Here is a 23,475-nt window from a genome sequence, read left to right as displayed (position 1 = left end):
GAGAGGCGGTAAAGCCCACAAGCTGACCTGGGGAAGCGTAGCCACGGGTTCACACCAGGTATTACCTGGAGGTTTGGCGGAGCTCCCAGGTCAGCGCGTGGGCCAGCCTCGGAGTGCTGATTAAACGGATGTGGTCGAAGCCGCCCTGCCCGAGCGCCCCAATTTTAATCCTATTTCTTGAATTTGGATCAAATAGAGGATTAGGGAAGATAGTCTCGAAATAATAATAAGGAATTTGCGATTATTGAACTAAAATATATTCCATACTAACACTAGAATAATTCAAAGGGGCGCTATCAATGGAACAAGTCTTAATTAAAACGAATCGATTAACCAAACGGTATGGCCCTGTGTCTGTCGTTAAAGGCCTTAATTTGGAAGTTAAGAGTGGTGAGATATTCGGATTTCTGGGGCCGAATGGTGCGGGTAAAACAACAACTATCAAAATGCTAACGGGCCTTCTGGATTCCAGTGAAGGAGAGGCTTATATTGGCAATTATGAAATCAGCAAGCAGCCTACCCAGGCCAAAGCGCTGATGGCTTATGTGCCAGATCAACCTAAGTTATATGGTAAGCTTTCAGCACGAGAATTCTTGTACCTTATTGCTGCACTTTATCGTGTGCCTAAAAATGTAATGAAAGAAAGAGCTGACCAACTGCTGGAGTTGTTTGGACTTAAAGGCCGGGCAGATGAATTGTTAGAAGGTTACTCTCATGGTATGCGCCAGAAAGTTGTGTTAGCTTCAGCGCTTATCCATCAGCCTAAAGTGATTCTTCTGGATGAGCCTACTGTAGGTCTAGACCCGGCAAGTGCCCGCCTGTTGAAGGATGTATTACAGGAGATGGCCAGGCAGGGGGCGGCAGTTTTTGTCTCTACTCATATTTTGGAAATTGCCGAGCGAATGTGTCATCGTGTCGCGATTCTGAAGGATGGTCAACTTATTGCTCAAGGAAGTCCCGAAGAACTTCGCCGGAAGGTTGGGCATGGAGGGGAAAGCTTGGAAGATATCTTCCTGGAGCTGACAGGTGGTCATGAAAACGCTGAACTCATTAAAAGCCTAGAGGAGGGATAAACCAATGAAAATAATTTTACCTCCCCCTTTGGTAGATCCACCATCGGGTCAATCCTTTAGACAAGATTTCGTCTTGCTGCTTAAAAACCAAATGCGTGTTAGTTGGAATAAGATGAGGCATCGGCCAATTGGTGCCTTACTGGGTATGGCTGTTCTGGTATTAGGACTTCTGGCGTTGCTTAGCTCCTTAGGCTATTTTGCTTATGGTGCTTTGAAAACAATGCCTCCTCAGACAGTCAAGGGGTTTCTTTCTTTGTTATTTATGGGGGGGTTAGTAAGTCAGGTTTTTTTCGGAATTACCGCTGCTTTTGCAGCCCTTTATATGTCCGAGGATTTAGAGCTTTTGTTTATGGCACCGGTCTCAATTAAAGCTGTTTTTGCCGTCAAATCATTAGCTGTCGTTGGAAGTAATTTTCTGACGGCATTGTTATTTGCCTTCTTACCAGGGGTTTTTTATGGATTGCTCTTTCAAGCAGGAGGATCATTTTACATTCTTGTTGCCCTGGTGGGTCTCGGAATCTGGGCATTGGGTACTGCAATTGCAGAGTTGATTAATCTGTTGATCATGCGAATTGTTCCTCCCCATCGAAGCAAAGAAGCTGTAGGTTTTATCGGGGCTTTGGCAGGCATTTTGATAGCAATAGTTTTTCAAATCCCCAATTTATTAATTAACAGTGAGGAAGAATTGAATCTGGGTGCCTGGATAGCCGGGCAGGAGCAAATGCTGGGGATTATGGACTACTTTCCTTGGGGTTGGGGTTCACTTGCCTTAGTGTCGGGGATATCCGGCGACTTTATTGCTGGATTGGGTTGGAGTTTACTAATAATGGTTGTCGGAATACTTCTTTTTCTCATTGCTTTTAATTTAGTCGAACGGGGTTTTCGCCGGGGATTTATTTCCCTTAGCCAGGGCGAAGGTGGCAGACGGCGTCGAAAAGGGATTTCTGCAGAGCAAGGAAAGGTCCATCCTCAACGAGATCTTGCTTCATACTCTCTATTCGAAAAAGAAGTCAGCCATACTGCTCCTCCCTGGTTTGGAATGTGGGCGGTGGCGAAGAAAGATTTGCTTTCCATGAAGCGTGATACACGCGAATGGTTCGGTTATTTAGTGCCCTTAATCATCATGCTCTTTTTTGTTGGGCAATTTCTTTTTTCTCAGGTAAAATCCAGCCAAGCTTCTTTAATAACTGTATTAATCATGTACACAGTTATGTTCAGTGGGAATTTGGCTTTGCAATCTTTTGGCAGAGAAGGAGAATCAGACTGGCTGTTGAATAGTGTTCCCCTTGCCGGTTGGCCTGTGGTCTGGGGGAAATTATTGGCGGCTATTCTGCCAACATTATTGTTAATGGAAACGTTGTTAGTTGGTACTGCCTTAGCTATAGGGGTTTCGACAAGTTTGATCGTTGCCTTGGCATTTGGAGCTGTGCTATTGTCTTTGGGATCAAGCGCCATTGGTCTCTTTTATTCCATCAACAATTGTCGCTATAATCCAGACACGCCACAACAGCGTATTTCTCCGGGTGCCTCCTTGTTCATGTATCTCATTAACCTGTTTTTTATTCTCTTGTTAGCCTTAGGTCTGATCTATGTGTTTCTACCTGAAGAGCTAATCGTAATGCTTAGGGATCTTCCGCCGGTAACCTTCGAAGGAGGTTTTTTATCCGGGTTAAGCTATGCACTCTATCTTTTAAGCAGGCCGCTTCTCTGGGCGACATCATTGCGGATAACCTTGGGGATACTTGTCACTAGTGGGGTGTGGGCATTAATGTTTTTTGGCTTTATGGCAGGTACAGTTCGGCAAAGCAGGAAAGGTTTTCGGGTTGAACTGGTAACCGGTAGTAAGAAGAATAAGCTCTGGAAAAAGCGTAAAACACAGATAAGCTAATCAGTTGCCACCGGTTTAATCTTGTTTCTATATGAAAGCCAGATAAAATACGCTATAATTAGAGAAACAGGTTCTCAAACAATGAGAAAGCACCTTTAAAACAAGAGATCTATGTGCCGGTTATAGTTTTATACCCAAGTAGGTATTTTATAAAACGAGGTGCTTGTACTGAGCAATGAAGATTACTTAACCTTAAAACTGGAATGGACGAAACTGCGAATCGAGAAATTGGATGAAATCGAGGCAAAACTCCGTAAAATGAAAGAACTAGCTGAGTTTGCCAGAGACTATAAACTTAGCAAGAAGCAAATTGATTTGGTTAACGCAAAGATTCATAGATTCCAGCAGGAAATTATTGATTTAGATGAACAAAGCCGAACTTTTTGGCTTGATGCTCATTAATTATTGTTAGGAGGGAACAAACTTGGACATAGCTGCCATGTCAATAATCCTTAATCAAAATAAAGTTCAAGAACAATCCAGTCTAGCGGTCATGAAAATGGCCATGGATGTTGCTGCTAATCAGAATGAATCAATCATTGCGATGGAAGGCACCATGACTAAGGCCATGGAGACATCTATTCAACCTTTCTTAGGAGCAAACTTAGATATTAAAGCTTAAGAATAAAAATTGTATATTACTAATACAAGAGGACAGGTAAGCTGATTTAGTAAAAGTAGAACCTATGTTATGAACAATTTAAAAAGAGGCTTCAGAAGAATACCCTCATATCATAAATGTGATGTGAGGGTATTCTTCTGAATTTGCATAAGAGAGATTAGCCTTTACATAACATTCGTGATTCTGGATAATAATAACATTGAGTAAGACTTAGGAGGTAAGATTAATGGATATTAACAATCAACAAGAGGCCCAAAAATTTGAACAACAAGCCCAACAGGCTCAAGATGGTATGCAAAAAGCTGAAAGCTTTGATTCAGAAGATTTCAATCAAGGTTCACAGCAGGTACAATCTCAACAGTTCCAAAATGCCCAACAGATTAATCAAAATATGACACAGGAAGAAATGAATCGGAGACAGCAAGCTTTTCAACAAAGCCAAAATCAACAGAATTAAGGTTGAGTTGTTCCACAAAGGCTAAGGGTCTATACAGCTTGCCAATGATTTATTGACAGGTAAAGCTTTAGGGAAAGATCCCAGAGCTACCTGTCCATTTTTATGTAAATCTTGAATATTAATTAATATAAAGGCAATAATATCTCACATCAAGGGGGATGTTGTTTTGAAAGATAGAGTTTTCCAAGGATTTCTCGGAGGGGTGCTTGGGGCAATTGTCATGAATCTTATTGATTGGACATTGTATCTGATTGGATTCCATAAAGAAAGATTGTTTGATTGGGCTTCTATAGTTGTATTCGGTAGACTGCAGTCAGGAATAGGGGAATTAATCTTTGCTCAGATAGCGCAAGTTTTTTTCTCGGGATTTATTGGCATTCTCTTTTTTTTCCTAGCAGATAATAAGAATAAACTTTTGTTTAAGGGATGGTTTTTTAGCGTTTTAGTCTGGTTTTTCTTATACGGTTTAGCAATTGGATTCGAATTACCTTATCTAAAAGACCGGACTTTGTTTGCAGGTATATCTCATTTTATTTCTGCTTCTGCTTTTGGGTTAACACTTAGTTATTACCGAATTAGAGCGATGGTTTAAGATGAGCTAAAAATATGTAAGATGAGAAAAATGAAAAAAATATCGAATGGTAGATGAATCTGTAATGTTGTGATAAACTGTGCGAGGTAAAAATACAAGCTAATGAAAGAAGGTAAAAAAATATTCAAAGGCTTAATTAAAGGAGAGGGTATCTTATTAAAGAAGTAATGGAGATCAGAGAAAGTTCAATAGCTGACCCAGGGCCCCTGGGGTTAGCAGCTTTTGCACTTACAACCTTTATTCTTAGTATGTCGAATGCTCACTTTGTTCCTAGTGAGATGGGAGCTTTGTTTGTTCCCCTGGGTCTGTTTTATGGAGGAATGTGTCAAGTCTTAGCTGGAATGTGGGAATTCAAAAAGAACAATACTTTTGGTGCTACAGCATTTACAACCTATGGTGCATTTTGGATAGGATTAAGTACTACAGTGCTTCTTGAAACCCTTGATGTTCTAGATTTCGGTTCCTTTGGGCATGAAGCAATCGGGCTGTATTTAATAGCCTTTACAATCTTTAATACCTACATGTTAATCGGAACTTTTAGAATTAGTAATGCTTTAGTCGCAGTTTTTGCCTGTCTTGAGGTAACTTTTATTCTTTTGGATTTAGCAGAATTCGGAATTATATCTAGCGTTCCCGGAGGTATATTTGGCTTAATTACCGCTGCCTGCGCATGGTATGCTTCAGCGGCTGGCGTTCTCAATCCTTTATACGGACGAGCACTTTTACCTACTGGACCGAGGGGATTAGCTGCCCGGAAAAAATAAGTAGTAGGATTTTTACGTTCATTTGTTTCACAGTATAGAACCCCAGGCACGACCTGGGGTTTTTTATTATCCCTTCGGGACAAGAAAACGTTAACAATTGTCGAAAAATGTATCTCTCTGAGATAATAGATTGCAATTTGATTTTTTATTATAATATAGTTGAATTCATGTCGAAATTTTTCTGTTAGCAAATATATTTGGGTAGTGAGGTGCCGGAGTTGTTTTTATTTCGCAATAAGCAGAATGAATTACTTAAGGGACAACATCAAGATTGTGAAAAAGATTACGAAAAGTTTTATCAGAGTTTAAGGGAATATGATTTTAACGGTAAGCTAAATGTTGACATCCATTCGTCTAGTCCAATACACCCTATTGTGGAAATTATAAATCGTGTCATGGCTGAACGCCAAGGGGCTATTAAGCTATCCTTGGAAGAGCTCGATAAAACGGTTCAAGACCTTACCAGTATGACATCTATTCGTGAGATGCTAATGCAATTAAATGAACAGACTATTCAACTTGCAAATCTTTCCGAACAAGCTGAACAATTAGGTGCGGCAGCCAATGAGGTTGCGGAATCGTCAACGAACTCTTCGGAATTTGTAGAGCATGCTACAAGGGCGGCCGCCTCTAGTGGGGAAAAAATTGAACAGGCTATACAATTTGTTGAACAGTCCTTTGATGAGTTTGGGATGGTAAGTCAGAAAGTTCAAGAAGTGTTAAGTTCGATGGAAGAGATAGAGCAAATTGTAGGGGTAATCTCGGGAGTTGCGGATCAAACCAACCTTTTAGCTCTTAATGCTGCTATTGAGGCAGCGCGTGCCGCTGAACACGGACGAGGATTTGCAGTGGTTGCAGATGAAGTGCGCAAATTAGCAGAGTATACAAAAGGCTCCGTCTCAGATATAAGTCGCAAAATTTCCGCATTAAGCAATAATTCTATTGAAACTACCAATAAAATTCAAGCCCTTTCTCAGACTATGCAGAGGGGAAAGGCAGTTATGCAGGAGTCTGCAGAGTCGATGCAAAGTATCATTCAAAGCTTCAATGCAGTAACTCAAGATATACATAGTATTGCTGCCGGAAGTGAAGAGCAAAGTGCATCAATTGAGGAATCATCCAGAAGTATAACAGGAACTTCTAAGGCATCAGAAGAGATTAATCAGATTGCCAAGAAGACGGGTCAAGGAATCTATAACATCAGCAAATCATTGCAAAAAATAAGGCTTCAGGAGATTAAAAGAATTCCTGAGCTGGATACAAATCAGGCTTTGGAACTGTGCAAAACCGATCATCTACTTTGGACTTGGAGAATCTATAATATGATATTAGGCTTTGAGAATATCAAGGCCAGTGAGGTTGGTGATCATCATGAATGTCGGTTAGGTAAATGGGTAGACAGTCTTGATGCCCAGAAACTTAGCAACTTGTCCTCGCTTAAACGACTGGAGTCTCCCCATGAGAAAGTTCATAGTCTTGCCCGCCAAGCAGCTATTGAGTATGAAAAAGGGAATATGGAAAAGGCGGAACAGATTCTAGTTGAAATGACTCAAGCATCCGAAGAGGTTGTTGCTTTGTTAAACCAACTTCAGAATGAGTGCAAATAGGTGACCTTTATAGCAGTAACATGAGAATGGATTGACCTCCATTCTTATTTTTTTGCCTCAAGCCAAAAATTCTAACTATTTAAATTTTCAATATTGTTTTTAATAACTTGGTTACATATAAAAGGTATTAGGTATTAAATGTCGAATCATAGTGCTAAATGTAGATGCCGTCAAGAGGGGTAATAATATGACTAGGGCAATTAAGCATAGTACTATGACTCAATCTGATATAACGGATAAAACTCAGACTCTGAAAGAACTGAACGCTCGCTATGAGCGTTTAGAGCTGGTACTTGAGGCAACGGGAGCGGGTGTTTGGGATTACGACTTAGTCAATAACAAAAATTATATAGACAAACGGTGGAAGGCAATTTTGGGCTATGAAGAGAATGAGATAACTGACGAGCTAGAAGAATGGAAAAGTCGTTGGTACATCGAAGACAGTGAAAAAATAGCTGAAGCAATCCGCTTATGCGAAGAAGGACAGACTGATCAATTTGATCTGGAGTATCGCCTTCAGCACAAAAATGGCTCATATCTTTGGGTAAGGTCTAGAGGGAAAATTATCTATAATGAGCAACATGAACCGATTAGGGTTGTAGGTGCAATATGTGATATAACCAAAGTTAAAGAAGCCGCAGACCGGATTATTGAAAGCGAGAACAAGTTAAAAGACTTTGCCCGAGCTATTCCGGATGTGAGCGCAATCGTTGATGAGGATGGGCGATATATCGAGGTCTTTGGGAATAGTGAGCATTATCTAAAGGCTAATCGAGAAATGGTGGGACTTACATTTCACCAACTATTTCCCTCTGAGCTCGCGGATTTAATGCTTGAAGATATTAGACAGGTTATTGCAACCGGAGAGAATCGAAGTATGATTCGTGAAATGAATTTTGAGTCTGTAAAGCGCTATTTCGAGGGGCGTACAGCTCCGATGCAATATCGAGTAAATGGGAAGAAGACCGCAGTTGTTGTTGTATCTGACATAACTGAGCGATATGAAGTTGAGCGCATGTTGAAATTCACCTATGAACTGCAGCGTAAAAGTGACTTTATTAATGATATTCTTAGTGGGAACATAAGCTTAACTGAAAAAACTCTTGAAATAGCTGAAAAATTGAAAATTAATTTTCGGGGTTCTTTATGTTGTTTCTTGATCAATGTCCTTGGACATAGCGACAAAGATCAAAGAATGAATGAACATTCTAAGCAGTTGGTGAATCGACTTATTTATCTTATTAGTAATAATACAAACTATCTGGTATGGAATAATTGCGATAAGATCGGAGTCTTGTGTGAAAGTAACTTTATTAAACATAGCAATACTTCTATAGATTTGACTCAAAGTAGTATTTTGGCAGCATCCGAACTCAAAGCATTAATAAGCAATGCTGAACCTGGTCTGACGATTTCAATTGGGATAAGTGATTTCCATTCAGGTATTGACTCTATAAAGAATAGTTATAAAGAGGCCTGGAACACGCTTATTTCAGCCCAATGTCAAATGCACAAGGATGGCGGAATCTTTCATTATAAGGATGTTGGTTTATTCCAGATATTGTCGTTAATCTATGGAAAAGATTATTCGTCAGATTTTGTTCGGAAAATGATTGGTTGTATAATAGATTATGACAAAGAAAAAGGATCGGATTTATTGATTACCTTAGAAGAGATTCTGCAAAGCAACAACTTGAAAGATGCTGCTAACAAATTATTTGTCCACTATAAAACATTGGTTTTCCGCAAAAGACGTATTGAAGAGATTCTTGGAGTATCACTTGAGAGTGTTGATACCAGACTAGCCCTTGCGGCAGCTATCAAATTGCATAAATTGATTAACATCAATCAGCCTACTTAAAAGAACTCCTAAAAGAGAAGGGATCGGTAATGACTACTCTGACAATTAACAATTACTCAATTCCCTATGAAGAGCGCAGGAGTACGCGTTATCGAAGGATCACACTTAGTATTTTTGAAGACAGAGTTCGTATTTCGGTTCCTGCTAATGTATCTCCTAAGCAACTAAATGACTTGTTAGCCTCCAAGCAAGATTGGATACTAAAGCATTGGCTGGCCAAACAAGCCGCCCTGAAACCACCGGCTAAGTATATTGATGGGGAGCACTTCTGGTACCGTGGAAATAGAATCGAATTAAAACTCAAGAGGCATACAGGGAAAATCATAAGAGCCTCTCTAGAGGAGCAGCTACTTTTTGTTGAGTTACCTCAAGATCTACCTCAACAGGAAGTGGCGTTGAATATTAAGGCTGCTTTAATATCATGGTATAAAGCTCAAGCCCGCAAGGTTCTAAAGGAGAGGCTGGATCGATATGCTAAACAAATGCAGGTATCCTATAAGGATTTTCGGCTTAAGGATCAAAAAACAAGTTGGGGAAGCTGTTCAAGTAAAGGTAATATTAATCTGAATTGGCGAATTATCATGGCCCCAGATAAGGGGATTGATTACATTGTAATTCATGAACTAGCCCACTTGACTTATCTCAATCATTCCAAACAGTTTTGGCAACGGGTTGAGGATTATATGCAGGACTACACTGTGTGGAAATTGTGGTTTAAGACTAATGGACAAAAATTAAGGCTTTAATGTAAGGAGATTGGCCGGTCAAAGCAAGAAAGACAGGTTTACCCTGTCCGGAATATTACAGAATCTAAACAATAAATACAGGGTCTGGATTCCTATGAAAAAGCAAGAAAAGACTTAAAGACTGGGCGTAGACATTGTTGTCTACGCCTAGTTTATGAGATAAATACATTTTACCGTCCTACAAACATTTGTACAAAAACCTTTCCATAAACAGGGCTGGGTTCAATACCGATACCTATATAGTTAAAACTGGCATTCAAGATATTCTTACGGTGACCTTCTGATTGCATTAGAGCTTTATGAGCGGCTTCCACCGTTGAATTGCCGGCAATATTTTCTGCAGCACTCTTATAGGTAATCCTAAACTTATTTAACATATCAAAGGGAGAACCGTAAGTAGGAGAAGTGTGGGAAAAATAATTGTTATCCACCATGTCTTCTGCTTTTAGCTTAGCAACTTTCATTAGCTCGATATCTGCGCTTAAAGGTTTAACCCCTACTTTTGAGCGCTCTTCGTTGATTAAATCAAGCATTTGTTGTTCCTCTGTTCCGATAGTCGGCTTTTCAGGGGTAGGCTCTGGAGTAGGAGTGGGTTCAGGAGTGGGAGTAGGAGTGGGTGCAGGAGTAGGAGCTGGAACCGGAGTCGGAGTCGGCTCGGGAGCCGGAGCTGGGGGATAATAGGGGGTAGCATATTTAGCAGAAATTAATCCTACTGTGTCATTTTCTAAATGCACAACCCACCAAGAACCAATCTTGCCGATGCAATCTACTATTTGGTCTCTATACAGTAATCCCACTTTTACTTTGTCAACCGATGGTCCTGATCTCACATTGAGCGTAGCTGAAGTTACCTTAACTTGAGCAGGGACATTTGTTCTACTGAATGGGGTTTGAGCAATAAGATTTGTCGTTAAGACTGTGACAATCAATACTATGCTTATTACAGATGCGAATAGAAACTTGATGTGCTTATAATTCATTGTTTTCCTCCTGAATTTACTTGCTCTAGAAACATATTATTAGTCTTAACAAAGACGTTATTTTTATGTTGACTTAAACCTATGCCATAGAAAATAATTGTTAACTGTTTTGTCAAGCTAAAAGATAAGAGGATGCCTTTGCGACATCCTCATAAAGTCATTCTGTTATAAAGAAGATTAATGAATTTTTATTCTTTGTCCGATATAAATCAGATTAGGATTTTTTATTGATGGGTTAGCATGAAGTAAATGATGAATAGAAGTATGATGGTGATGAGCTATTTTCCAGAGGGTATCGCCCGCTTTAACTGTATGATACATCATGTGCATGTTCAGCACTCCTTTTTCTTTTATATCCCATATTATGTCGGGACAAAACTTAGAAGTGCCTGTAACATAAAAGAAAGCAAAGCTATTTCTAACTTTGCTTTCTTAGGCTTTAGCCAGTGTTAACTTGTCCAAGGTTATTTGAAAAAAACTTGACCATCTTTCAATGAGTCAATCATTGCTAAAGATTCAATCCGAACCCCTTTTTCTTCAACGACTTTTCGGCCGCCTTGGAAGGTCTTTTCAATGACGATACCTACTCCACCTATTTCCGCTCCGCTTTGATTTACTAAACTAACCAATCCTAAGAGTGCGCTACCGCTTGCCAAGAAATCATCGATGATTAAGACCTTATCATCAGCAGACAGGAAGGCTTTGGATATTTTAATGGTGTATTCCTGATTTTTTGTGTAAGAGAAAACCTGAGCCTCGTAAACATCCGGGTTCATATTGAGGCCGGCATGTTTTTTGGCAAAAACTACGGGTATATTGCCGAAGTATTGAGCGGTTATACACGCAATAGCTATGCCTGAGGTTTCAATTGTAATGATTTTTGTTATTTCTTTATCAGCGAACCTGCGTTTGAATTCCTTACCTATTTCGTTGAATAAGGAGATATCCAATTGATGATTTAAAAAATTATCAACTTGAATTATTCGATCCTCGCTAATTCTTGCAGTATCACGAATCTTGTTTTTTAAGAGTTCCATAGTGGTATAATACTCCCTTCTTAGTGCGGTGAATGAATATATGTCATTTTGTAACGACAAAATAAAGACATACTTATATAATGTATAGAATATCTTGATAGGCTCAAAAAATCAATTGAATTATGTAGATAATCGTAGAATTTAATCGGTTGAGTCGATTAAGATAGGAAACCCTGACCTTAAGTTTAGAAAAAAGTAGTTGCGTTCTCTTCTTAGGGGTATTCAACGAAGGGAATAATAATGAGTACATTGCTAATGCTAGTGGATAACACATGCCAATGGCTAGGCACTTTTTGAGCAATTGTTGTATGCTGTATAACTGTTGCCAAAAGGGATTTAGGGACAGGAGAAAACCTTTTGATTGTCGAAGTATAAAAACATTGGATTTTAGGATCAGTCCTAGATATTCAAGGAGGTATACTAAGGAGGAAACAGAACCGTGCAGAAAATTCAGATGAAGACCCCGTTAGTAGAAATGGATGGAGATGAGATGACTAGAATCATCTGGAAATCCATTAAAGAAATCTTATTACAACCCTACATCGATTTGAAAACAGAGTACTTTGATCTTGGTTTGCAGAAACGGGATGAAACAGCGGATCAAATAACTATTGATTCAGCGAAAGCTACCCAGAAATATGGCGTTGCTGTAAAGTGTGCTACAATCACTCCGAATGCTCAAAGAGTGGAGGAGTATAAACTTAAGGAAATGTGGAAAAGCCCTAATGGCACCATTAGAGCGATTCTTGATGGAACTGTGTTTCGAGCACCTATCATTGCCGAAGGTATTCGACCACTGGTGCCTACCTGGAAAAAACCTATTATTATTGCACGTCATGCTTATGGAGATGTCTATAGAAATGTAGAGTATAGAGTAAGCGAGCCGGGGAAGGCCGAGTTGGTATTCACCAATGAAAAAGGGGAAGTGTCTCGTCAAACCATTTTTGAATATAAAGATAAGGGTGTTCTCATGGGAATGCACAATCTTGATAGTTCAATCGAAAGCTTTGCCCGCTCCTGTTTTAATTATGCCCTGGATCTAAAGCAGGATTTATGGTTTTCTACGAAAGATACGATTTCTAAACAGTATGATCACACCTTTAAAGATATTTTTCAAGATATTTATGATCGGGAATATAAGGAGAAATTCGAAGAGGCCCAGATAGAGTACTTCTATACTCTAATTGATGATGCAGTTGCTCGCGTGATTCGTTCTGAGGGAGGGTACATATGGGCCTGCAAAAATTACGATGGTGACGTCATGTCAGATATGATAGCTACGGCTTTTGGTAGTTTGGCAATGATGACCTCAGTATTGGTTTCCCCAGATGGTAATTTTGAGTATGAAGCAGCCCATGGCACTGTAACCCGGCATTATTATAAACATCTAAAAGGTGAGGAAACCTCGACAAACTCCATGGCGACGATCTTTGCTTGGTCCGGGGCCTTGAGAAAGCGGGGAGAACTTGACGGCCTGAATGAGCTGGTTGAATTTGCAAATCAATTGGAGGAGGCTTCCTTAAAAACTATTGAATCAGGGATTATGACGAAGGATTTAGCGCTGATCTCTGAACTGCCTAATAAGAAAACAGTCAGTACGGAGCAATTTCTGGTAGAGATTAAGCAGACCTTGGATAGTATTCGCGGTTAATTAAGAGCCAGCTGAGGAGTAGGTACTACTTTCAGCTGGCTTTATTTTTTTATCTGATAAACCAGCTGTAATATTCCTATTTTTTACAAGTACGAAAGCAGCCAGTGACGAAACCCGGGTGAGGGTTGTGAGGATGAGATACATCTGATGCTAAGAATCACTTGATTCACTTAAAATACCATTGTAAATAAGCGCCTAAAGATGTTAGAATATTCTTTAAGTAAGAGAGTTAATAAAGAGCGACCTGTTTAATAGGTCGGAGCAATCTTGTAAATTCCAAATTCTTTATAGCCTAGGCTCTCCGCTTTGGTTCGGCGTCCATTTGACACAGAAATAATCTCTTCGTATATTCGATGTCCGACTTGCTCAATGGTTTCTTCACCAGAGATAATGGGAGATGCATCTAAGTCAATGTTGTCTTCCATTATTTTAAATGTCCGTGGATTCGCTGTGATCTTAATAACAGGGGCTATGGGGGAACCGGTGGGAGTTCCTCGGCCTGTGGTAAAGATCACAATGGTAGCGCCTCCGGCCAGCATTCCCGTTATAGATTCAATGTCTTGACCGGGGGTGTCCATAACATACAGACCTTTTCCTTTGGGGATTTCCCCATACTTAAGGACGTCTTGGATGGGAGCGTGGCCTGCTTTGTAGATGCACCCCAAAGATTTCTCTTCTATTGAACTAATACCGCCGGCAATATTCCCAGGTGTAGGCTGACCGTCACGAATGTCGATATTTAAATACTTGGCACGTTCTTCACAGTCGTGGACTATTTTGAATAGCTTTTCCGCAACTTCCGGAGTCTTGGCGCGACGGGCCAGAACATGTTCTGCCCCAATAAATTCCGTGGTTTCAGACAGCATGACATTGCCCCCGGCTGCAACTAACAGATCGGCAGCGATTCCTACTGCAGGGTTTGAAGCGAGGCCTGAAGTGAAGTCTGACCCCCCGCATTCAATGGCTAAACTTAACTCACTGATATCAACTTTTGCCGGTAGCTGATGAGAGACTTGACGTACAAATTCACTGGCTTTGCGTAAGCCTTCGGCTTCAGCTCTTAAAGTGCCGCCAATTTCCTGGATAATCACCACTTCAACGGGTTTTCCAGAGGCTGCTATTTCTGCGGCGGTTTCCTGAATAGGGATTCCTTCACAGCCTAAGCCGACTACTAAAACCGCTGCGACATTTGGATTCTTGCCAAACCCAACCAGGGTTCGAAGGGTTTGCAGGTGATCAGGGCCAATTTGACAGCAGCCGTGTTGATTGGGAAGGGCAACGGCATCGGGGATTTGGCGGGCGATATTTGCAGCAACGGTGCTTGCACAGACGGATGTAGGGATTATTAAAATATGATTGCGTATTCCTACTTTGCCATCGGGACGTCGATAACCTAGAATCTCCATGTATACTGCCTCCTAAGATCAATGATCCTTCACTTTCGGATATCATCTAACTTTTGGTTTATTTATCCTTGCGTCCACGCAGGCTCTCCATATTGTGGACATGAACATGCCGGCCTGGCTGAATTAATTCAGTGGCGGCCCCAATGCTTTCAGCATATTTGACGATATTTTCTCCGGCCTGAATTTCTTGAATAGCAATTTTGTGCCCGAGAGGAATGTCTTCAAGGAGTGTCAGTGCGTGCTCAGCTTGATCAATGAAAAAATGGACAATTGAATTAGCTGATATATCAGCTACAACTGTGGCAACATTATCCTTAGGGTTTATCACTACAGCTTGTTTCTTCAAAATTCTACCTCCTATTATAAGACGGTTTTAAGGGAAAGTAATGATTATGATCTTACCTTAGAATAAAGGTAACAAGGGGGTATTGTAAATAATCAATATCACCAAAAAGAGGCGAGATTTACGGAAATAGTTTATAATAAATGACTATAGTAGCAAACAATAGAAAAACAGAGGGACTGTCTCCCTTTAGGAAAGAGGGTTTATATTGCTTACGGTAAACCAGTTAGTGGAAAAATTTAATTTTGAGGTCTTAGCTGGGCATGTAGGATTGGACAAGGAAATTACGGAATATAGCTTGAAACGTCCCAGTGCTGAGTTGGCCGGGTATCTAGAACACTTGACACCTCAGCGTATTCAAGTATACGGCAGAACTGAATTAGGGTTACTCCAGCAGTTTGATGATTCTGTACGTCGTTCAAAACTCTCTCAAGTTATGCTTGCGGAAGTTCCTTGTGTTATTATTACCCGCGGTTTAACAATTCCACTAGAGTTTATCGAGTTAGCTAGTGAACGGAAGATTCCTCTTTTAACAACTCCTCGCTCTTCAACTCAACTATTCTACCTGTTAATTCGTTACCTAATTAATCAGTTGGCTCCCAGTACCAATGTTCAGGGAGTATTAGTTGATGTTTATGGAGTAGGATTAATGATCACCGGGGAGAGAGGCATTGGAAAAAGCGAGGCAGCTTTAGAACTTATAAAGAGAGGCCATTTACTAGTGGCCGCTGATGTTGTCAAAGTTCGCCGGGTGGACGAAGAAAGATTGTTGGGTACTGCACCCAAAAGGATTCGGAATCAGCTTGAAGTGCGAGGTTTAGGAATACTTGATGTAACCACTCTTTTTGGGGCAGGTTCAGTGAGAGAAGAAAAAGTCATTAATTTTATTGTGCATCTGGAAGAATGGCAGCAAGATAAGGTTTATGACCGAATTGGACTTGAACCACCTAAAACAAGACAGATTTTAGGAATCTCGGTTCCCGAAATTTTAATCCCTGTTCGACCGGGACGAAACCTAGCAACTCTGATTGAAGTGGCGGTAATTCAAAATTGGAATAGTCACTGTAAAGTGCATGTCTCCCCACCGTTAAGGGACTAATAGCAAGAAAATACTTATTAACGTATTAAGAAAGCGGGTGTATAACACAGTAATAGTTATACACCCGCTTTAAGATTATTCTTTTGTAAGGTATGGATAATCTTACTTCACCATTACAATACTCGTTTTGCTCCGACATAGGCGGATTGCCAATAGGTTCCCAAAGTATAGATGGTAACCCCCTTAGAACTTGCGGCATTAATAAATTGACCGTTACCAATGTAAATACCTTCATGGTCTACGACTCCGTTTTTAGCCAAAGAGAAGAATACTAAATCTCCCGGCTGTAGGTTACTAAAAGAGACTGGGGTTCCAATTTTATACTGATCTCTAGAAACCCTGGGCAAAGTTATACCATGCTTAGCAAAAACATATTGGACGAAACCTGAACAGTCAAATCCAGCCGGTGTTGTTCCACCATAGACATATTTTACCCCCAGGTATTGTTTGCCGGTTGCAATAATGGCACTGGCTTTTGTGGGTTGAGTGGTTGGTTTGGCAGCAGTAGATTTACTGGCAGCACTGCTGCTGGTGCTAGCACCTCGGCTTGGCTGTGGCTGGGCTTTCTTTACTGGAGTACTTGTCGGTGCCGGCGTAGAACTGGATACTGTTGTGGTGGTATTAGTATCAGCAGCATTTACAGTAGACTGAGGTTCTGAGGTTGTTTGTGGCTCGGTTGCATTTCCTGGTACTTTAGTTGTCGAGACGGCTATGGTTTGAATTTCCTCTGGGTTCATTTTTTCAGTGATTGTCAAAGGCGCTGCTGTGAGAATTGTCACAAACAATGATGTTGAAAAGATGGGGACAAGAATTAGAGACCACCATTTATTATTTTTTAAAGTTTTCACAAAGTTCATTCCTTCCATTTCAATTTCTAGGTTATTTTGCTTTGGATATCGTTATTGGGGTGAGAGGGCCGACTGTATTCCTAATTTAGTACTTTGATTCCAACTAAACTGGCTGAGGGGATTAGGCTGACTCACAACCGCATGAGCTTACTCAAGTTGTTTCTTTAGTATAACGGATATTTATCAACTTGTCCTTGGTAGATGTTGGATTTTGAGACAAATTAAAATGAGGCCATTTAAACAATATTTCTAAAACTAATAAATAAGTTATACCATTTTTGTAAACAATCATTAGTGTAATAAAGATATTAAGAGTTATAATAAAAGGAATAATAATTCAAATAAAGGATCAAAAAGTAAGGAGGAGATGTGGTTGTGAAAGACCTTATCAAAAAGGGCTTGTCTTTGGGTTTAGGACTAGCGGTAGTAAGTAAAGAGCAAATTGAAAAGCTAGTAGATGAGTTGGTTAAAAAAGGTGAAGTTTCAACAGCTGAATCCAAGGATCTAATCAATGAGCTGTTGGAGAAAGGGGAAGCTGAGCATAAGCAACTTAATGCTCGGATTCATGATCAATTAGAAAAAGTGCTTAAAGATCTAAATATCCCTAACAAAGCTGATCTAGAGCGTTTGGAAAAGCGAATTCAAGAGTTGGAAAATAAACAGTAATTATAGAACCGGTAATACCCAGAGTGGGACTCAGTCGGGAAAATTTTAGGGCCTGAATAATTCAGGCCCTCTATATATTCTGAACCTATGAATCACGCACTAAGAATAAAGGGGACGAATCCTTATGATTGGGAAAAGAATACGTCATATTAAGCGATATCGAGATGTTGCTAAAGTCTTAGCTCGCCACGGTTTTGGTTTTTTTGTGGAGGAGATGGGGCTTTTACATATGCTATCTTTACCTAAGCGACTTTTCACAGACACAGAAGAGATAGATCCACTGTCGATAGGAGAGAGGATACGCTTAGTTATAGAAGAATTAGGTCCTACATACATAAAAATCGGTCAGATTGCCAGTACCCGAGCTGATATCTTCCCCCAGGAAATACTTTGTGAACTGGAACAGCTGCAAGAAAATGTCCCATCCTTCTCCTTCGAGGAAGTAACAACTATTATCGAGGAAGAATTAGGCTCACCTCTAAATGATATTTTCTTATCCTTTGATAAAACAGTCATTGCTGCGGCGTCAATTGGCCAGGTTCATCGCGCTCGTCTCAGATCTAGCGGGGAGATGGTGGCGGTTAAGGTACAGCGGCCTCGCATTAAAACAATGATTGAAACTGATCTGGAGATACTTCTTGACCTGGCCACATTGGCAGAACACCGTATGAAACGAATGGAACGTCTTCAACTGCGAGATGTGGTAGAAGAATTTGCTAAGTCCCTGCGCAACGAGTTGGATTATTCCATTGAAGGCAGAAATGCGGAGAAGATAGCTAAGCAGTTTAAAAATAATAAAGGTGTTCACATCCCTTCGATTTATTGGGATTATTCCACTCGAAAAGTACTTACCTTAGAATTTGTAGAGGGCTTAAGGCTTAATCAGTTTGAAGCTCTGGAGCAGAATGGGTATGATCATAAAATTTTGGCAGAAAAGCTTGTTCAGGCCCTCTTTCATCAGATCTTAATTGAAGGCTTTTTTCATGCTGACCCACATCCCGGAAATATATTTCTCCTGAAGGGGGGAGTTATTTCTTTCATTGATTTTGGTATGGTTGGAAGACTCACTTTAGACATGAAACACAATTTTGCTTCCTTAATTATTGCCATGATGCGTCAGAACACAGAGGCTATGATTAAGGCTGTCTTGCGCATCGGCATCGTTCCGGAGGATGTTAATTTACTTTTGCTGAGCAATGATGTGGATGAATTGCGCGAAAAGTATATGGATGTCCCCATGAGTCGGATTAGCCTGGGAGAAGCGATCAGCGATCTTTTTGAGGTGGCCTTTCGCCATCATATTCGCATTCCTTCGGATTTTACCATGGTTGCCAAATGCCTGCTTATTCTTGAAGGGATCGTGGAGAAGTTAGATCCACAGCTGAGTATTATGGACATGGCAAAACCTTTTGGAATTCAGCTTTTAAAGGAACGCTATCGGCCAAGTAGTATTGCAGGCAGGCTATGGCATAATGTCTCAGATTATGGTGATCTCCTGGTAGAGCTGCCTAAACAGATGAAGGATTTGATGGGAAATCTAGTGCGAGGCCGGATTCGCATAGAAGTTAGTGTCCCTGAGCTGGATGTTTTTTTGCGGAAGCTCGATCGAATTACGAATCAAATATCTTTTAGTATTGTGTTATTATCCTTTAGCATTGTTATGGCGGGGATTATTGTGGCATCTGCTTTAGGCCAGGAGCCGATTATGTTTTGGCAGATTTCTGTGATTGAGATTGGTGCCGCCATGGCCGGGCTGATGTTACTTTGGCTTTTTGTTTCAATTTTTAAGTCCGGTAAGTTTTAGTTGGGCACTCTTAGGGTAACCTAAGCTTGAGGTGAAGAAAAATGTCGCTAGAATTCAGACCTGCACGGGTTTTTTATGAGCCAAGTGCCCTAGATTATCCCTTAGGAAAGTACTTAGTTGAACAGTTTCGGAGCCAGGGAGTGCCGATAAAACCTACGTCTTCTCATAACCGTATAACCGGAATTCCCGGGGATACTCCGGCTGCCCAATATGGCGAGGCCAAGAGGACATTAGTGATCGGCGTCCGTCGCAGCGAGAAGTTTCAATCCTGTAAACCCTCTGCTCATTATCAACTGCCGCTGGTCACAAGCTGTCCCGGCATGTGTGAATACTGCTACTTGGCTACTACCCTGGGGAAAAAGCCTTATATCAGAATTTATGTAAATCTAGATGAAATTTTAGATATTGCCGCTAAACTGATTGAGGAGCGGCTTCCGGAAATTACTCAGTTTGAAGGAGCAGCAACCTCTGATCCGATTCCAGTGGAGCGTTATACCGGGTCTTTAAAGGGAGCCATTGAATTCTTCGGCAGGGAGGCTAACGGCCGTTTTCGCTTTGTCACAAAGTACACAGATATTCAAAGCTTGCTTGACGCTAAACATGAAGGACATACCCGCTTTCGCTTTAGTTTGAATTGTGATGAGGTTGTGGAGAAGTATGAACACGGAACTCCTGCGCCGGAGCAGCGGATTATTGCCGCGGGTAAAGTTTTAAAAGCTGACTATCCCTTAGGCTTTATTATCGCTCCGATTTTCCGATTTCCGGGCTGGCAGGAAGCGTATCAAAAGCTTATGGAACGGTCAGCTGAAGAACTGGTCAAAAGGGCTCCCTCCGGTTGGTCTTCTCAACAATTATCCCTGGAATTTATCTCTCATCGCTTTACAGCGAGAGCTAAGACAAATATTTTAGATATCTTCCCGAAGTCATCCCTACCTATGAACGAGGAGGAACGCAAGTTTAAATATGGTCAGTTTGGTTACGGAAAGTATATCTACCAACCGGAGGAAATGATGGAGATGAAAGAATTTTTTCTGGAGCAGGTAAAGAACTATTTCCCCTTAGCTCAGGTAGAGTATTTCATCTAATGGTCGATAACTATGACATAAACTTCAATCGGTCCGTGTACACCAATGGATAGATCCATCTCAATATCCGAGGTACGGCTGGGGCCGGAAATCATTTCAATAGCGGCGGGCGGACTTCCTAGAGCGGCAACCTCTTCAAGGACATTGAAGAGGTTGTCCTGTATCTTGGTACTTTCGATGAAGGAAAGATGCCTGGGGGGAAGCAAACTTATGGCTCGACCTCTGAGAGGATCACTTTTCACTACAACTGTGCCGGAAAGTGAGATTCCCCAATCAGAACCGGTAATACCAAGTTCGGCACTGGCTGCGATGGAGTAGCGGTCGCGAGGATCAAAGGCTGATTGACTATAGCGGGTAAGAGGCCAATTCAAGGAAGAAAAGGCTGACTCGGCGATGGTGGGGAGTTTATCCCAAGCAAGTAAAGCCTTAGAATTCTCTTTAAACCAAGTAATAGGTTGCTCTCCGAACCATTGTTTCAGGCACTGAAGAGTCTCGTCCTCAGATCTAACAATGGCTCCTTTACCTCCAAGGGCTTGCCAATTTTGCAAAAAAACTGAGACTCGTTCTGCTGAGCTGGATAATTGATACTGAGGTACAGAAAGTTTAACTTGCGGAGGAGGCTGGGTAGGGGTAGGCCGACCAAGTTTTGCTGCTAGGTTACTGATGAAATCACTGGTATTGCTCATTGCGTTCACCTCTTATTCTTTAAATCAGCCCATAGTTGCATAAAGGGTTTAGGTGCCACCATTGGCAGGGTGCGGCTATTGGTCCAGTTGGAAAGTGGCGGCGGACCGCCGGTAATCCGCTGATTTCGGACAAAGGGCCGCTGGAGATGTGCTCCCAGCCGAAGTGCTCGGCGCAAGGTTTTCTCACGAGTGAAGAAATAACGATAAGCTTTAAAAATCTGGCGCTCGACTTGAGGGGTATGACCGCTCTGAGTTTTGCGCATTCTTAGCTTGACTAAGAGATCGTGGAGAGGGATGCGGACGGGGCAGGCTTCCGAACACGCTCCGCATAGGGAGGAGAAATAGGGCAGATGCCCCCACTTCTTCCAGTCTTTCTCCAATAAAGGCGTGATCACTGAACCGATTGGCCCGGAATAAACTGAACCGTAAGCATGTCCGCCAAGTTGCCGATAGACTGGACAAACATTAAAGCATGCTCCACAGCGGATACAGTTTAAGGATGAGCGGAATAGTTTGTCCCCTAAAATCTCTGAACGGTTATGATCCAGGATAACCAGGTGATATTCTTCCGGGCCATCTGGGTCAGCAGTGTTCTTGGGGGGAGTAAGGATGGTTGTATAACTTGAAAAACGCTGTCCTGTGGCACTGCGAGCAAGTAGATTAAGTAAGATATCTAACTCTCGAAAAGAAGGAACGATGCGCTCCATGCCCATGAGGGTAATCTGAACTCGAGGCAGGGTACTGACCATGCGGCCATTTCCTTCGTTAGTTACCATTACAATGCTCCCTGTACTGGCTACGGCAAAGTTACAGCCGGTGATTCCAATATCTCCCCGGAGAAACTTTTCCCTCATTTGAGTACGCACGAACCGAGTAAGGGTAGGGGTGTCAGAGCTTAAGGCATGACCGGCGATAGGTTCGAATAAATCAGCAACTTGCTGTCGGGTTTTATGCATTGCCGGAACAATGATATGGGACGGGGGCTCGCCTGCAATTTGGATAATGTATTCCCCTAAATCTGTTTCGACAACGTCGATCCCATCCTCCTCTAAAGCATGATTAAGGTGGATTTCTTCTGAGATCATGGATTTTGATTTAAGAACATTTTTGGCATTATGCTCACTCACTATATTACGTACGACTGTCACAGCATCTGCCGGAGTTTTCGCTAGATGCACATGAACTCCCCGTTTTTCCATTTGTTCGATGAGTTGATTCAAATAATAATCGAGATTAGAAATGACATTTTTTCGAATCGCTTCACCGGCTGCCCGCCATTCTTCCCAATTTCCCAGTTCCGCCGAGGCCTTATACTTATTGTTTCTTAAACGATCCGTTGCTCGGCGAGTGGCTTGGCGTAAAAAGCTATTGGCGAGGGCCTTATCCACCCGTTCATCGGTGGTTTGGTTGTACATGGTCATGATTTCATTCCCTCCCCGAGTAACTGAATGATGTGCATAGTTTTGACGGGCTTGTTAATTTTTTCCAAGTAACCTGAAATATTCATCAGACAGCCCATGTCAAGCCCCAGAAGAATATCTGCTCCGGAATCCAGAACATGCTGGGCCTTTTCCGCAACCATTGCTTCAGAGATTTTGGGCATTTTAACAGAGAAAGTACCTCCAAATCCGCAGCAAAGTTGAGCTTCAGGTAAAGGGAGAAGTTCTAGTCCTTTTACGTGTTGAAGCAATTTTAGTGGAGCCTCGCCAATACCTAAGAGCCTTGTGGCATGGCAAGAGGGATGGTAAGTGGCTTTAGCTTTGTACTGTGCTCCCAGATCCGGTTTCTTCAAGACGTCGACCACAAACTGGGTAAATTCATAACTTTTATGGATCAAGTCTTCCGCCTTTTTTAGGTAAGAAGGTTCCTTCTCAAATAGGGTAGGATAATAGTGATGAATCATGGCGATACAGGAACCGCTGGGGCCTACTACTACTTCGCTGCGTTCAAAAGCATCGATAAGAGTGCGGGCAACTTCCCTGGCATCATCAACATAGCCGGAATTAAAGGCAATTTGTCCGCAACAGACTTGTCCTTCAGGGACGTCAACGGAATGGCCTAAGTGCTTTAGTATTTTGGCCATGGTTAGATCCACATCAGGGTACAAGGCATTAGTAAGGCAGGTTGCAAAAAGTGAAACCTTCATAAACACCATCCTTTTGGAAATGCAAGAATCCTTGCTTAGTTGTCTTAGTATTTCCTAACAAGTCCGATTTTGATGCGGGTTATAGGGGATATGGGTTAATTACTTGATTAAGGT

Annotated in this window: 24 protein-coding genes; 15 read left to right on the top strand and 9 right to left on the bottom strand. The window is 41.4% G+C overall.

The annotated features are described in order from the left end of the window. Nucleotides 1-299: 299 nt before the first annotated feature. The 10 genes from DP73_RS05340 (at nucleotide 300) to DP73_RS05295 (ending at nucleotide 9,610) form a co-directional block, all read left to right on the top strand. Nucleotides 300-1,073, top strand: a complete 774-nt coding sequence (locus DP73_RS05340) for an ABC transporter ATP-binding protein (protein ID WP_034598027.1) — start codon at nucleotides 300-302, stop codon at nucleotides 1,071-1,073. Nucleotides 1,074-1,077: 4 nt separating this feature from the next. Next, nucleotides 1,078-2,961: a hypothetical protein gene (locus DP73_RS05335; RefSeq protein ID WP_034598026.1), complete on the top strand. Its 1,884-nt coding sequence runs from the start codon at nucleotides 1,078-1,080 to the stop codon at nucleotides 2,959-2,961. A 159-nt stretch (nucleotides 2,962-3,120) separates the two neighbouring features. Continuing rightward, entirely contained in the window at nucleotides 3,121-3,363 is a 243-nt protein-coding gene (locus DP73_RS05330; protein WP_081962962.1) for a hypothetical protein, read from the top strand. Between the two features lie 22 nt (nucleotides 3,364-3,385). Next, nucleotides 3,386-3,583, top strand: a complete 198-nt coding sequence (locus DP73_RS05325) for a YjfB family protein (protein ID WP_034598025.1) — start codon at nucleotides 3,386-3,388, stop codon at nucleotides 3,581-3,583. 226 nt (nucleotides 3,584-3,809) lie between these two features. Next, complete coding sequence (locus tag DP73_RS05320) at nucleotides 3,810-4,040, top strand: hypothetical protein (protein WP_034598023.1); 231 nt, start codon at nucleotides 3,810-3,812, stop codon at nucleotides 4,038-4,040. Between the two features lie 166 nt (nucleotides 4,041-4,206). Then, entirely contained in the window at nucleotides 4,207-4,632 is a 426-nt protein-coding gene (locus tag DP73_RS05315; RefSeq protein WP_034598021.1) for a hypothetical protein, read from the top strand. Between the two features lie 167 nt (nucleotides 4,633-4,799). Then, nucleotides 4,800-5,396 (top strand): GPR1/FUN34/YaaH family transporter, encoded by a 597-nt coding sequence (locus DP73_RS05310; RefSeq protein ID WP_034598020.1) that lies wholly within the window; start codon nucleotides 4,800-4,802, stop codon nucleotides 5,394-5,396. A 209-nt stretch (nucleotides 5,397-5,605) separates the two neighbouring features. Then, on the top strand, nucleotides 5,606-7,003 hold the full coding sequence (locus DP73_RS05305; RefSeq protein ID WP_242865704.1) for a methyl-accepting chemotaxis protein: 1,398 nt from the start codon (nucleotides 5,606-5,608) through the stop codon (nucleotides 7,001-7,003). A 187-nt stretch (nucleotides 7,004-7,190) separates the two neighbouring features. Further along, nucleotides 7,191-8,864 carry a PAS domain-containing protein gene (locus DP73_RS21975; RefSeq protein ID WP_052090413.1) on the top strand — a complete coding sequence of 558 codons (1,674 nt, stop codon included), beginning with the start codon at nucleotides 7,191-7,193 and terminating at the stop codon, nucleotides 8,862-8,864. 29 nt (nucleotides 8,865-8,893) lie between these two features. Then, on the top strand, nucleotides 8,894-9,610 hold the full coding sequence (locus DP73_RS05295; protein ID WP_034598016.1) for a SprT family zinc-dependent metalloprotease: 717 nt from the start codon (nucleotides 8,894-8,896) through the stop codon (nucleotides 9,608-9,610). A 170-nt stretch (nucleotides 9,611-9,780) separates the two neighbouring features. Here the strand turns inward: DP73_RS05295 and DP73_RS05290 are convergent, their stop codons facing one another. The 3 genes from DP73_RS05290 to DP73_RS05285 all read right to left on the bottom strand — a co-directional run bounded on the left by DP73_RS05290 (nucleotide 9,781) and on the right by DP73_RS05285 (nucleotide 11,627). After that, nucleotides 9,781-10,590, bottom strand: a complete 810-nt coding sequence (locus DP73_RS05290; protein WP_052090412.1) for a CAP domain-containing protein — start codon at nucleotides 10,588-10,590, stop codon at nucleotides 9,781-9,783. Between the two features lie 177 nt (nucleotides 10,591-10,767). Further along, nucleotides 10,768-10,911, bottom strand: coding sequence for a LysM peptidoglycan-binding domain-containing protein (locus DP73_RS22390; RefSeq protein WP_081962964.1), 144 nt, complete (start codon nucleotides 10,909-10,911; stop codon nucleotides 10,768-10,770). A 143-nt stretch (nucleotides 10,912-11,054) separates the two neighbouring features. Beyond that, the gene (locus DP73_RS05285) at nucleotides 11,055-11,627 is read right to left on the bottom strand and encodes a xanthine phosphoribosyltransferase (protein WP_034598014.1); all 573 of its coding nucleotides are present in this window, start codon (nucleotides 11,625-11,627) and stop codon (nucleotides 11,055-11,057) included. 439 nt (nucleotides 11,628-12,066) lie between these two features. On the opposite strand from DP73_RS05285, the gene DP73_RS05280 reads away from it, so the two are divergent. Then, complete coding sequence (locus DP73_RS05280; protein WP_034598012.1) at nucleotides 12,067-13,278, top strand: NADP-dependent isocitrate dehydrogenase; 1,212 nt, start codon at nucleotides 12,067-12,069, stop codon at nucleotides 13,276-13,278. A 248-nt stretch (nucleotides 13,279-13,526) separates the two neighbouring features. Here the strand turns inward: DP73_RS05280 and DP73_RS05275 are convergent, their stop codons facing one another. Both DP73_RS05275 and DP73_RS05270 read right to left on the bottom strand, forming a co-directional pair. Beyond that, nucleotides 13,527-14,684 carry a UxaA family hydrolase gene (locus DP73_RS05275; protein ID WP_034598010.1) on the bottom strand — a complete coding sequence of 386 codons (1,158 nt, stop codon included), beginning with the start codon at nucleotides 14,682-14,684 and terminating at the stop codon, nucleotides 13,527-13,529. Nucleotides 14,685-14,742: 58 nt separating this feature from the next. After that, nucleotides 14,743-15,030, bottom strand: a complete 288-nt coding sequence (locus DP73_RS05270) for a UxaA family hydrolase (protein ID WP_034598009.1) — start codon at nucleotides 15,028-15,030, stop codon at nucleotides 14,743-14,745. Between the two features lie 205 nt (nucleotides 15,031-15,235). Between DP73_RS05270 and hprK the strand changes: the two genes are divergently transcribed. Beyond that, nucleotides 15,236-16,126, top strand: coding sequence for an HPr(Ser) kinase/phosphatase (hprK, locus tag DP73_RS05265; protein WP_034598008.1), 891 nt, complete (start codon nucleotides 15,236-15,238; stop codon nucleotides 16,124-16,126). A 113-nt stretch (nucleotides 16,127-16,239) separates the two neighbouring features. Here hprK and DP73_RS05260 read toward each other — a convergent pair whose 3' ends face one another. Next, nucleotides 16,240-16,974: a C40 family peptidase gene (locus DP73_RS05260; RefSeq protein ID WP_034598007.1), complete on the bottom strand. Its 735-nt coding sequence runs from the start codon at nucleotides 16,972-16,974 to the stop codon at nucleotides 16,240-16,242. A gap of 375 nt (nucleotides 16,975-17,349) precedes the next feature. Here DP73_RS05260 and DP73_RS05255 point away from each other — a divergent pair, with 375 nt between their 5' ends. The 3 genes from DP73_RS05255 (at nucleotide 17,350) to splB (ending at nucleotide 20,529) form a co-directional block, all read left to right on the top strand. After that, nucleotides 17,350-17,640 carry an ATP synthase subunit B gene (locus DP73_RS05255; protein WP_034598005.1) on the top strand — a complete coding sequence of 97 codons (291 nt, stop codon included), beginning with the start codon at nucleotides 17,350-17,352 and terminating at the stop codon, nucleotides 17,638-17,640. Between the two features lie 124 nt (nucleotides 17,641-17,764). After that, complete coding sequence (locus DP73_RS05250; RefSeq protein WP_034598004.1) at nucleotides 17,765-19,444, top strand: AarF/UbiB family protein; 1,680 nt, start codon at nucleotides 17,765-17,767, stop codon at nucleotides 19,442-19,444. Nucleotides 19,445-19,485: 41 nt separating this feature from the next. Continuing rightward, nucleotides 19,486-20,529: a spore photoproduct lyase gene (splB, locus tag DP73_RS05245; protein ID WP_034598003.1), complete on the top strand. Its 1,044-nt coding sequence runs from the start codon at nucleotides 19,486-19,488 to the stop codon at nucleotides 20,527-20,529. Here the strand turns inward: splB and DP73_RS05240 are convergent. From DP73_RS05240 to DP73_RS05230, 3 genes are read right to left on the bottom strand one after another with little or no spacing between them, the layout of a single operon-like run. Then, entirely contained in the window at nucleotides 20,526-21,215 is a 690-nt protein-coding gene (locus DP73_RS05240) for a lactate utilization protein (RefSeq protein ID WP_034598002.1), read from the bottom strand. The genes splB and DP73_RS05240 overlap by 4 nt on opposite strands. Nucleotides 21,216-21,220: 5 nt before the next feature. Beyond that, nucleotides 21,221-22,636, bottom strand: coding sequence for a LutB/LldF family L-lactate oxidation iron-sulfur protein (locus DP73_RS05235; protein ID WP_034598001.1), 1,416 nt, complete (start codon nucleotides 22,634-22,636; stop codon nucleotides 21,221-21,223). Then, the gene (locus DP73_RS05230; RefSeq protein WP_034598000.1) at nucleotides 22,633-23,361 is read right to left on the bottom strand and encodes a (Fe-S)-binding protein; all 729 of its coding nucleotides are present in this window, start codon (nucleotides 23,359-23,361) and stop codon (nucleotides 22,633-22,635) included. The genes DP73_RS05235 and DP73_RS05230 overlap by 4 nt, the downstream gene beginning before the upstream one ends. Nucleotides 23,362-23,475 lie beyond the last annotated feature (114 nt).

The organism is Desulfosporosinus sp. HMP52 (assembly GCF_000765145.1).
Lineage (GTDB): Bacteria > Bacillota > Desulfitobacteriia > Desulfitobacteriales > Desulfitobacteriaceae > Desulfosporosinus.
This window is presented reverse-complemented; position numbering and strand designations above follow the sequence as displayed.